Annotated in this window: 7 protein-coding genes and 1 pseudogene; 7 read left to right on the top strand and 1 reads right to left on the bottom strand. The window is 41.3% G+C overall.

Features of this window, described 5'->3' with window-relative positions; translation table 11 throughout:
- Positions 1-220 precede the first annotated feature (220 nt).
- The 7 genes from B9L23_RS10385 (at position 221) to cydC (ending at position 10613) form a co-directional block, all read left to right on the top strand.
- Entirely contained in the window at positions 221-523 is a 303-nt protein-coding gene (locus B9L23_RS10385; protein WP_015863859.1) for a phasin family protein, read from the top strand.
- Between the two features lie 53 nt (positions 524-576).
- The gene (locus tag B9L23_RS10390; protein ID WP_081188677.1) at positions 577-2250 is read left to right on the top strand and encodes an ABC1 kinase family protein; all 1674 of its coding nucleotides are present in this window, start codon (positions 577-579) and stop codon (positions 2248-2250) included.
- A gap of 524 nt (positions 2251-2774) precedes the next feature.
- Positions 2775-4181, top strand: coding sequence for a cytochrome ubiquinol oxidase subunit I (locus tag B9L23_RS10395; protein ID WP_062754088.1), 1407 nt, complete (start codon positions 2775-2777; stop codon positions 4179-4181).
- Between the two features lies 1 nt (position 4182).
- Complete coding sequence (gene cydB / locus B9L23_RS10400) at positions 4183-5196, top strand: cytochrome d ubiquinol oxidase subunit II (protein ID WP_089097608.1); 1014 nt, start codon at positions 4183-4185, stop codon at positions 5194-5196.
- Complete coding sequence (gene cydD, locus B9L23_RS10405) at positions 5196-6908, top strand: thiol reductant ABC exporter subunit CydD (RefSeq protein ID WP_081188675.1); 1713 nt, start codon at positions 5196-5198, stop codon at positions 6906-6908. The genes cydB and cydD overlap by 1 nt, the downstream gene beginning before the upstream one ends.
- A 184-nt stretch (positions 6909-7092) precedes the next feature.
- Positions 7093-8661, top strand: a complete 1569-nt coding sequence (locus B9L23_RS10410) for an IS200/IS605 family accessory protein TnpB-related protein (RefSeq protein WP_089097609.1) — start codon at positions 7093-7095, stop codon at positions 8659-8661.
- Between the two features lie 218 nt (positions 8662-8879).
- Positions 8880-10613, top strand: coding sequence for a thiol reductant ABC exporter subunit CydC (gene cydC, locus B9L23_RS10415; RefSeq protein WP_081188674.1), 1734 nt, complete (start codon positions 8880-8882; stop codon positions 10611-10613).
- 345 nt (positions 10614-10958) lie between these two features.
- Here cydC and B9L23_RS10420 read toward each other — a convergent pair.
- Positions 10959-11126, bottom strand: a pseudogene (locus B9L23_RS10420) (DUF2238 domain-containing protein); the annotation flags it as partial.
- Between the last annotated feature and the right edge of the window lie 960 nt (positions 11127-12086).

Here is a 12086-nt window from a genome sequence, read left to right on the forward strand (position 1 = left end):
GTGCGTTTTTCTTATTGAAACAGAAGACAAATATTGATTCATAAAAAGACAGTCTAAAAGGAAAATTAACAAAAAAGACATCTTGGGAGGAAATCTATAAAAAGCGGGGAAATGTTTTATTGGTCAATGGGAGGGGCGCTTTCACGGAGAATAGGAGCGCTCGACACAACGTTGTGAAAGTGATATCATGATGTAAAAACTTAAAGGAGGCTGCAAGCTTATGAGCATTCTTAAAAAAGGACTGGCGTTTGGACTCGGATTGGCGTTAGCGAGCAAGGAGCAAGTGGAAAAATTAATTGATGAGTTGGTGAAAAAAGGAGAATTGTCGCTTGAAGAATCGAAGGATATTATTGAACAGTGGAAGCAGCAAACAGACGAAAGAAAAGCAGAATTGCAGCGCATCGTGCGCGAACAGATCAAACAAGTGATCGATAAATTCGATTTGGTGACGAAAGACGAACTGCAACAATTAGAACAACGAATCCGCCGCTTAGAAGAAAAATTAGAAGAAAAAGAAGATTAGTAATCGAACAGGGGTCCCACGGGGGCCCATGTCCATTAAGGGGGCTGGACGGATTGATTGGAAAAAGAATGCGCCATATAAGCCGTTATCGCGATATCGCTGTTGCATTGCTCCGCCATGGCTTTGAAATGGTGGTTGAGGAAATCGGCTTTTCCCAGTTTCTTTCCCTTCCGCAACGGCTGCGTGTAGGCAAAAAGAAGGATGAAAAAACGATTGGCGAGCGCATCCGCCTTGTGCTCGAGGAACTAGGCCCGACCTTCGTGAAATTAGGTCAGCTGGCTAGCACGCGCCCCGATTTAATTCCAGAACACATTATTCGTGAACTGGAAAAATTGCAAGATCAAGTCCCGCCTTTTTCGTTTGCCGATGTTCGCCGCATTATCGAGGAGGAGTTGGGGGAAGAGCTGGACCATATTTTTCGTTCTTTTGAGGAAGTTCCGCTTGCCGCTGCCTCGATCGGGCAAGTTCATCGAGCGGTCCTTCATTCCGGTGAAAGGGTAGCGGTGAAAATTCAGCGGCCGCATATCGCATCGGTCATAGAAACAGATTTGGAAATTCTTCAAGATTTGACCGCTCTTGCGGAACGCCGCTTGGAGTGGGCGGAGCAATATCAGATACGTGATATATTGGACGAGCTATCGAAATCGCTTCGTCTAGAGCTCGATTACACCATAGAGGCGCGCAATGCCGAGAAATTTTCCAAACAGTTTCAAAGCGATCCAACTATTTATGTGCCAAAAGTGTTTTGGGACTATTCAACAAAAAAAGTACTGACGATGGAATATGTAGAAGGTATCAAACTCGGGGAACTTGAGCGGCTGAAACAACACGGCTATAACTTAAAAATTCTAGCGGAGCGGCTGGCGAAGGGAATGTTCCAGCAAATTTTTATGGAAGGCTTTTTTCATGGAGATCCCCATCCGGGAAATGTGTTAGCTTTGTCGGGAGACGTGATTGCGTTCATTGATTTCGGCATGGTAGGGAGAATCACTCCAGAAATGAAATATCATTTATCTTCCTTAATTATCGCTTTGATGCGCCAAAGCACCGATGGAGTCATGAAAACGATCGGAGATATGGGCTTGGTGCCGGATGAGGTAAATGTAAGCCAGCTGCGTGAAGATATCGAGCAATTGAGAGAAAAATATTATCATATTCCGTTGAGCAAAGTCAGTCTCGGCGAGGCGGTTCAGGATTTGCTTCATGTTGCATTTCGCCACTCGATCCGCATCCCAAGCGATTTAACGTTGTTAGGGAAGGCGCTATTGACGGTGGAAGGGATCGTGGAAAAATTGGATCCCGACTTTAGTATTATCGACTTTGCCGAACCGTTTGGCCGCCAGCTGCTAAAGGAGCGGATGCGGCCGAAAAACGTAGCAGAAATGGCATGGAAACGCTTTTCCGATTATGGGGAACTGCTTGTGGATTTGCCGAAAAATATAAAAGAATTAACGAGACTGATGAATCAAGGGAAAGTACGCCTGGAGATCGGCATCCCTGACCTGGATTTTCTATTGAGAAAATTAGACCAAATCAGTAATCGTTTATCGTTTAGCATTGTTTTGCTTTCCTTCAGCATCATTATGGTTGGCATTATTATCGGCTCGTCGATGGGAAGACAATCGACATTATTGTGGAAAATTCCGGCGATCGAGATTGGCTTTTGCGTCGCTACCTTAATGTTTTGCTGGCTTTTATATTCGATTTTTAGATCGGGAAGATTTTAAAAGGATATTTCCTTCTTTTTTCTTTTGGTACCAGTACTATATGTTTCGCTTTCAAATGTGATTATGTACTTGCCCCCTGTCAATCATCTATTTATGGATAACTGTTCCATCAATGATGCCAACTTCTGCTTTTTATAGCGATTTTTAATATATGTATAAGATCTTTTACGAATTTCGTCGTAATTTTGTAACACATTTGTCAAACTGTCAAAGAATTTATGATCGTTTTTTTGTTATAGTATTGGTAAGTTTCTCGTTCAATAGATTTGTTTTTGTCACTTCGGAAAGTAGCCAGTTTTTTGTACAGTTTTTATGTTACTCATGTTAATAATGTTTAATTTTGTGAATTTATGAACATGATATCACCTCAGATCATGCTCTAATGAATTCTTAAGGGAGGAATGCGATGGGGTAAGTGCTAGTTATGTGAAGTTTTGAACATATAGTTAGTTATGTGAAATTATGAACATAACATCGCCTCAGGCCAATTCCGAGGAAATACTTAACTTAAAGGAGGAACTACGATGGATCCAGTAATGTTGGCAAGGATACAATTTGCTTTGACTACAATCTACCACTTTTTCTTCGTGCCGCTTACCATTGGTCTAGCATTTATTATCGCTTTGATGCAAACATTATACGTAGTGAAGAAAAATGAGATTTATAAAAAAATGGCGAAATTTTGGGGACATTTGTTCCTGATTAATTTTGCCGTAGGGGTTGTAACAGGAATTATTCAGGAATTCCAATTTGGGATGAACTGGTCGGATTATTCTAGATTTGTCGGTGACGTCTTCGGGGCCCCCCTAGCCATTGAAGCATTGCTTGCCTTCTTTATGGAATCTACCTTTATTGGCCTTTGGATTTTTGGATGGGATCGTTTGCCTAAAAAAGTGCACTTGGCAAGCATTTGGCTTGTATCTATTGGGTCTATGCTTTCCGGTTTTTGGATTTTAACGGCAAACTCCTTCATGCAAGTGCCTGTTGGTTATGAAATTAGAAATGGCAGGGCGGAAATGGTTGATTTTCTTGCGCTTATAACGAATGGACAATTATGGGTGGAGTTTCCTCATGTCATCACAGGTGCATTGTGTACTGGAGCATTCTTCATTGCTGGTGTAAGTGCCTATAATCTATTAAAAAAGAAACATGTTGATTTTTACAAAAAATCCATGAATATCGCCTTAATCATTGGTTTCATCGGCAGTTTGGGGACTGCTTTCACCGGACATGCCCAAGCGCAATATCTTGTAAAAACACAGCCAATGAAGATGGCAGCTGCAGAGGGGATTTGGGAAGATACGCCTGATCCTGCGCCATGGTCAGTATTTGCCTTGATTGATACAGAAAAACAAGAAAATAAGTTTGAACTAAACATTCCTTATGCATTAAGCTATTTATCTTATTCTAAATTTGAAGGCAGCTTAAAAGGAATGAAAACTCTCCAAGCTGAATATGCGGAAAAATACGATCCAATCGTTGGTGAAGGTACAAATTATATTCCTCCAGTCAAGACGACGTATTGGAGCTTCCGTTTAATGGTTGGCCTTGGTACAGCGATGATATTGTTATCGATGATTGGTCTGTATCTGTGGAAAAAGGGACGAATTGAGCAAAGCAGTATGTTCTTGAAAATCCTAGTTCCTGCTATTTCATTTCCGTTTTTGGCAAACACTTTCGGATGGATCATGACCGAAGTGGGTCGTCAGCCATGGACGGTATTTGGATTGATGACGACAGCTGACGCTGTATCACCAAATGTTTCTGCAGGGACCGTTTTATTTTCCATCATTATGTACACACTGATATTCACGATTCTTGCAGGCGTGATGGTTTATTTGATGGTTCGCGAAATTAAACGAGGACCGATAGAACATCAAGATGCAAATTCAACGGTATCCATAGATCCATTCAGTAAGGCAGGTGTTTAAGATGGAATTGAGTGAAATTTGGTTTGTCTTAATCTCTGTACTCTTTATCGGCTTTTTCTTTCTTGAAGGTTTTGATTTTGGCGTAGGAATGTCGACTCGCTTCCTTGCCCGTGATCAAAAAGAGAGGACCGTAATGGTGAATACAATCGGTCCTTTCTGGGACGCGAATGAAGTATGGCTAATCACTGGAGCGGGCGCCATTTTTGCCGCATTTCCGCACTGGTATGCAACGATGTTCAGCGGCTATTACTTACTGATGCTGGCAGTCTTGCTGAGCCTAATTGGACGCGGCGTTGCTTTTGAATATCGCCGCAAAGTTGAAGATGCGCGCTGGACGAATGTTTGGGACTGGGTGATCTTTTTCGGAAGCATGCTGCCGCCGTTCCTTCTAGGTGTTCTGTTTACAAGCATGCTTAAGGGTGTGCCGATCCATAAAGATATGAATATGGAAGCCGGGTTCTCGGATGTTATTAATATCTATTCCATTTGGGGCGGCTTAACGATTACATTATTGTGCTTATTGCATGGTTTGACTTTTCTATCTTTAAAAACAGAAGGAGAGATCAGACAGCGGTCGGCTGCATTGGCTAAAAAATTGGTGTTGGCCGTATTTGCATCACTTGTCGTCTTTGTAGGGCTTTCTTGGTCTATGACAGATATTTTCGAGGTGCGCCCTATCCTTGAGCTTATTATTGCCGTATTAATTGTTCTGGCTGTTGGTTTATCATACTTTTTCATTTCCAATAAACGTGAAGGAATGGCGTTCGCCATGACAGGGCTTGGAATCGTGTTAACGGTATCATCGATTTTCGTTGGACTGTTCCCAAGAGTAATGGTCAGCTCCTTGAACAAAGCCTTTAATTTAACGGTCTACAACGCATCCAGCGGGGCATATTCCCTAAAAATAATGACAATTGTAGCCGTAACGATTTTACCGTTTGTTTTAGGGTATACTATTTATAGCTATTACGTATTCCGCAAACGAGTATCTGACAAGGAGCATTTAACGTACTGATGGATAAGGCGTTGTTTTCTTACAAAGGAATTAAGCCGGTTTTAGCTGGGCTGGCGATATTAACGACTATTCAAGGTGCTATCATTATTATTCAGGCTTATTTTTTGGCAGACGCAATCTCCTCCCTTTTCGGGGGAGATTCGTTTGCCAATGTCTTTATAAAGTTGATTATTTTCTTTCTTGCGTTAGTTGTTCGCCAACTGCTTACCGTTTGGAAAAGAAATATAGCCTACCATTTTGCTGCCAGAACGAGTAAAGAGTTCCGGGAATCATTGTTGCAAAAACTGTTTCAACTTGGCCCTCGTTTTGTAAAAGAAGAAGGCTCCGGACAGACAGTCACCTTGGTTATGGAAGGGATTATGAAATTCCGACGATATTTGGAGCTTATTCTTCCGAAATTGATGAATTCGGCAATTATCCCTGCCATGATCTGCATCTTTATCTTTTTTGTCAATATCCGCTCTGCTGTCATTTTAGCCCTAGCCGTTCCGATACTTATTGCCTTTATGATTTTGCTTGGATTGGCGGCAAAAATAAAGGCTGATCGCCAATATGAGTCCTATCAAATGCTGTCCAATCATTTTGTCGATTCTTTGAGAGGATTGGAAACACTCAAATATTTGGGATTAAGCCGGCAGCACATCAATCAAATTATTTTAGTAAGCGAAAGATATCGACGGGCTACAATGGGAACTTTGCGTATTGCCTTTTTATCTTCGTTTGCATTGGATTTTTTTACAATGCTTTCCATAGCGACCGTCGCCGTTTTTCTTGGAATAGATTTAATCAACGGGAAGATGGAGCTGCATCCAGCATTGACTATTCTGATCCTGGCGCCAGAGTATTTCCTGCCAATCAGGGAGGTGGGGGCCGATTACCATGCGACGCTTGACGGCAAAGAAGCAGGCAAAAAGATTCAAGAAATCCTAGATAAAGAATCGTTGCAGCAAAAACAGGATCCAATCCCTCATTGGGAATCAACAAGTACATTTTCGGTTAAAGGAGTAAGTGTACATTTTCCTGAGAGCGGTCGTCCAGCTTTGCAAGATATCCAATTTTCTGTTTCAGGCTCAAAAAAAATTGGAATTATTGGAGCCAGCGGTGCAGGAAAGTCCACATTGATTGATATTTTAAGCGGATTTTTAACACCAACATCAGGTGAATTTCAGATAAACGGCAAGAAGCTAACGACTTTATCTCAGTTGAATTGGCAAAGTCAAATAACGTATATTCCCCAACACCCTTATATATTTCACGATACCATTTTAAACAATATTCGTTTTTATCATCCAGAGGCAACTGTAAAAGAAGTAGAGAAGGCCGCAGAGAGAGCGGGCCTTACTGAAGTGATTCGATCGCTTCCACAGGGACTTGAGACAATCATAGGGGAAGGTGGACGGAGCCTAAGCGGCGGACAAGAACAACGGATCGCCCTCGCACGCGCATTCTTAAGCAACCGTCCTATCATCATGCTTGATGAGCCAACTGCCCATCTTGATATTGAAACAGAATACGAATTAAAAGAGACGATGTTGCAATTGTTTAAAGGCAAGCTCGTATTTTTTGCCACCCATCGCTTGCATTGGATGCTGGATATGGATTTAATCATTGTTCTTGATCAAGGCAAAATAATGGAAATCGGAACACACGAACAGTTAATAAGACAGAAATCCACTTATTATCAGCTTGTTAAAACACAAATGGAGGTATAAGTAGTTTGTTAAAAAAGTAAAGATCTCCTGTTATTGGACATTGAGGAAGGAATGTACGCTCTCCATCTTTTCCATCATCTCCTGTCTTATGATAAAAAATATCTCCCCTTCATTATGTAGGAAATGAAGAAGATTTGGCGAATATATGTTCTAAAGAATCCAAACATAGGGGGATGGCAAGTGGATGAAAACGGTTCGGGTGATGAAAATCGTTTCCGATGATGAAACACAACTTCACTTATTAGACGAGTTGATGCGCGTCTTTTGTTCAGCGAAGCGATATGCGTTCAACCGTTTGCTGGAAGGAAGGAACGCCAAAGACATCATCAAGCACCTTCCGCGCCAATTTCAGCTCAACAAACGGTACGCCGAAGACGCGGTGATGCTGGCTCAATCGCTGATTTCTTCCCAACGTGAGTTGCTTCCAATAAGGCTGGAAGATGTGCGGGCGAAAATCGAAAAAACCGAAAAGAAAATCGATGAGTATCAACATGGAAGAAAAACACCGAAAAAAGTCGATCTTCCAACGTGTTTAGACGGATTACACCGACGATTAGAAAAACTGAAATCCAAAGAAGCCGAGCTAAAGCACCATCTCGACCAAGGAACGATTCCACGTGTGATTTTTGGCGGAAAACAAAACTTTTACAAACGCTTGAAAGGAAAAATCACGAACGAAGAATGGAAAGATTTACGATCGAATCAGTTGTATGCCAGAGGGGATAAAAGCAAAAAAGGAAATTTAAATATTCGCCTCGTGTATGACGACAACACGAATCAATGGTATGTAGAAATCGCCAACCCGCTGGAACAACAAAATGGGAAACACGCTCCCCGTTTACGCTTTCCTGTGTCTGTTCCTGAAAAATATGAAGAGGAAATCATCGATCTCGTCATGGGAGAACAAGTCGGAGTGAATGCAAAAGGAAAGCCCATTATCGAATATCGACCATATACCGTTGAGATCAAACGCAAAAACGGGGAATATTACATTCATCTCATCTATGAAAAAGAGGTATATGGCAGGGAACTTGCCTATGATGAACCGATTCAAGCGGAACGAATCGCAGGAATTGACATCAACATTGACCGCATCGCCGTGAGCATCGTTTCGAAACAAGGAAACTTCATCAAATCAAAAGTGTTTTACTGCCATGAACTCGAATATGTGCGGGCGAATAAACGAAACAACATCGTTGGAGAAACCGTACGAGATGTGTATGACTGGCTGCTTCAAGAGAATGTGGGGGCAGTGGTCATCGAAAACATTCAACTAAGACAGCGGCACGATACGGACAAACGATTCAATCGCTTGACCCACCATTTCAAAAAGAAAAAGATGTCGGAAACGATCTTTCGCCGGGGACTAAGGCTTGGGTTTCGCGTCAAAAAGGTGAACCCTGCCTATACCAGCGTCATCGGACGATTCAAGTATATGAAAAAGTATGGGTTATCCGTCCATGAAAGTGCCGCTTTGGTGATTGGCAGACGAGGATTAGGGTATCGTGAACGATTGCCAAAAGAACTCATGCATACCATAAAAACGAAAGTGAAACGCCATTTGATTGCCATGTTAGGGTCGATGGAAGAATCCTACAAGCAATCGAAAAGCGGAATGAAACAATGCCAATATTTAATCATGATGTTACAAAAAATCGAAAATTTCAAACAAGAACATGAATGGTCGTTATGGAACATCTTGCACAAATTCTGCTGGATGAATCAGTACCAACTTCAACTAAAGGAGGTGTAGACCTGGTTGCTAAAATCGTTGTCGTGTACTGACCGATGGAAGGAATGGTGCACGACAGGCGCCGTCGCTAACCGCGATCCACGGGGTGTCTTTCACGGTCGGTGAATGACAAGGGAAATTCCCTTCCTGATGGAACTCAGGGGTTTCCTGAGCGGCAAGCGATGTTTCCTGGTTCCATCGCGATGTGTCGATTTTAATTTTAGTAACCAGGGCATCTGATGAAGAATTGGATCTACCCTTATTTGCGTCAATATCGCGGCTTGTTTGCGTTGGCTATTTTTCTTGGTTCGCTTACCATTCTCTTTGGCGGAGCATTGATGTTTACTTCGGGTTATTTAATTTCTAAAGCGGCGACACAACCTGAATCCATTTTAATGGTTTATGTGCCGATTGTCGGTGTCCGTGCATTCGGTATTGGCCGGGCTGTGCTTAGCTATGTGGAGAGACTGACGGGACACCAATTCATTTTGAAAATACTTTCTGAAATGCGCGTCCGTTTATATAAAATCATTGAGCCGCAGGCATTGTTTTTTCGTTCCCGCTTACGCACAGGCGACGTTCTTGGTGCACTCGCCGATGATATTGAACATTTGCAGGATTTTTACTTAAAAATACTGTTTCCTTCGATTGTTTCATTAGTCATTTACACAGTGGTTATTATTTGTGCAGGACTTTTTTCGATTCCATTCGCCATTCTTCTGGCTGTATTCATAGGGTTGTTGATTTTTGTTGGTCCAATTATTTCATACATTTATATGAAAACAAAAAATGAACAATGGAAAAGGGGAAGACACCAACTTTATCAACAGTTCACCGATACGATTTTCGGCATCAGCGACTGGATATTCAGCGGGAAATACAAGACTTATATTCGGCAATACGAAACACAAGAACAAAAACTGCTTGAACTTGAAACGAAGAAACGTTCGTTTGTGAATTGGCGGGACGTTCTGAATCAGATTGTGCTTGGCGCCATTGTCGTTACAGCCATCTATTGGGCCAATGAGCAAACGCTAAGAGGAGAATTCTCGCCCACAATAATTGCCGCTTGCGGTCTTGCAGCACTGTCTTTAGTAGAATCATTTTTACCGATTGCAGGGGCTGTTAGTGAAACATCATCCTATCAAGATTCATTAAAGCGTCTTGAAGCCATTCAAGCAGAGTCCTTTCAACCTCAGATAGAAGCAGATGGATGGAAAGAGTTGTTGGACTTATCTCAAGCAACGATTGAAATAAACCATTTATCATTTGGATATACTTTGGAAACACCGCTGCTGGACGATTTTAGTTTAAAAATAAGACAGGGTGAGAAAATTGCCATTATCGGGCGCAGCGGATCCGGAAAATCAACGTTGTTGAAACTAATTCAAGGAGCGCTTGTACCGACTCGTGGGGAAGTGCTCATAAATGGAATGAATGTACATGAGTTGGGTTCGGCTGTTCCAAAATTAATGGCTGTTCTTAACCAAAAGCCTTATTTATTCAATACATCCGTCATGAACAATATCCGCCTTGGCAACCCGGACGCAACGGATGAAGAAGTATACGAAGCAGCCAAGATGGTTCAATTGCATGAGATGATTATGCAATTGCCTAAAGGATATGAGACGAACATGCATGAAACAGGTTCTCGCTTTTCTGGCGGTGAACGGCAAAGAATAGCACTAGCACGGATATTATTGCAAAACACCCCGATAGTCATTATGGATGAACCAACAGTTGGGCTCGATCCAATCACAGAAGCGAACCTATTGGCTACCATTTTCGATACACTGAAGGGAAAAACGATCATTTGGGTAACGCACCATTTGATGGGCGTGGAGAAAATGGATCGCATCATTTTCCTTGAAAAAGGAAAAATCACCATGGATGGCAGCCATCAACAACTGCTTAAAAGTGAGGAAAGATATCGACGATTATATGCGCTAGATCGCCCGTTATACAGGAGTTAGTGGGAGGGAATAGGTGGCTATGATTCACAGCCTCCAACTAGAGTAAAAAGAAGGGATTAACACCACATTGCTTCTGTCCACGCTTAGCAATACTGCGAATGGATAGAGGGGAAAGATGCTAGATCGGCAACAATTATTATCCAAAAAATCAGAAGAAATGTGTATGGAGTACTCTTCAGCAACTTATAGAAGGAAAACTCATTTACTTATTTTCCCCTCCCAAATAAAAGGGTGTTTTCTCGTCGAGAAAACACCCTTTTCGTGTTGCTTTCTATCAATAGCTACAAAATTTATTGTGCAAAAACTTTGGAGATATTGGGTTTTATTTTATTTCCACCAAACCCGTTAAAACCTAGAGGAAGCCCCATCATTTTTTAACAGTCTGTTATGTAGTTTAGAAAAGATGAGCAATGCAACAATAGATCCGATCAAGCAACATAACATATCCCATTTTGTATCCCAAATATCGCCCTGGATTCCTAAAAAGTCTTTCGACGCTTCTCCCCCTTTTGATCTAACCATTTTTCTTCTCCTTTTTGACCAACCATTTGAATTCCCAATTGTAATAATTTATCTTTGCAGTAGTTTCAGATGCGGCATGTCAGTCATTTATTTATCCGCATGGGATTAGGATGATAAATTCTTCACATAAAAAGGAATGTCAGCAAAAGGGGTGTGAAATAGAGTTAGGTTGTCTAACAACTTCACGTTTACTTTATTTTTTCTATTGAATATTCTCATCGTTATATTTTGAATCGATACCTTGGATCATCTCTAAGTTGTTCTTGCTTTCCCGCAGTCGTTAAACTACTAAAATAACTCTGCTAACTTGATGAAGTCAAAGATTCTGGATTAAATGCTAAATAAACATTACTTTCACACTGTTTTAAAACAGTTGACAATTCTGAATATTTATTACTATAAATAATAATTGCAAAGATCACCTCAGATTCTTGCCTCATTGTTAATGAATGTATCCCTTCAACAAGTTTTGAGCAATCTTTATCACCAAAACAGTGAAGCTACAAAATTTGACATCAGAAAGGGGGTTAATATTTTATTTAAAACCGAATATATCTTGCATTAAGGCTACTATCGCTAATACACATATTCAATTTACTTCTATCTATCGATATAAACGCTTTCTTTATTAAAAAACAAAGGATCATAGTTCAGTTTGAAACCTTCATGTGCAGGTTGATTCAAGTGATATGAAATATGAAAGCGCATTCTTTTGTAACTAAGAGAATACGCGCGGTGATCAGTTTAGCTGTGTTCGGGTCAGAACCATTTACAAATCTATATGCCACGACTGCTCGTGACTTAAGTCATTGGCGACGAAGTGGAAAGCGATTTTGATCCGAGCCGACAGAACGCTAAACACCAGTGGGATGTTTGTCCAGGAAAGCTTGGAGGAACAATAGTAAGCGTTTTCACATAGGTGCAGAAAAAACTCTAGTACGCCAGAAACTG

It is taken from the genome of Parageobacillus galactosidasius, from assembly GCF_002217735.1.
Taxonomy (GTDB): domain Bacteria; phylum Bacillota; class Bacilli; order Bacillales; family Anoxybacillaceae; genus Parageobacillus_B; species Parageobacillus_B toebii.

Excerpts from the sequence above, each read along its gene's own strand:
- cydD (WP_081188675.1), top strand. The coding sequence starts at position 5,196 with ATGGATAAGGCGTTGTTTTCTTACAAAGGAATTAAGCCGGTTTTAGCT.
- B9L23_RS10395 (WP_062754088.1), top strand. The coding sequence starts at position 2,775 with ATGGATCCAGTAATGTTGGCAAGGATACAATTTGCTTTGACTACAATC.
- cydC (WP_081188674.1), top strand. The coding sequence starts at position 8,880 with ATGAAGAATTGGATCTACCCTTATTTGCGTCAATATCGCGGCTTGTTT.
- cydB (WP_089097608.1), top strand. The coding sequence starts at position 4,183 with ATGGAATTGAGTGAAATTTGGTTTGTCTTAATCTCTGTACTCTTTATC.
- B9L23_RS10385 (WP_015863859.1), top strand. The coding sequence starts at position 221 with ATGAGCATTCTTAAAAAAGGACTGGCGTTTGGACTCGGATTGGCGTTA.
- B9L23_RS10410 (WP_089097609.1), top strand. The coding sequence starts at position 7,093 with ATGAAAACGGTTCGGGTGATGAAAATCGTTTCCGATGATGAAACACAA.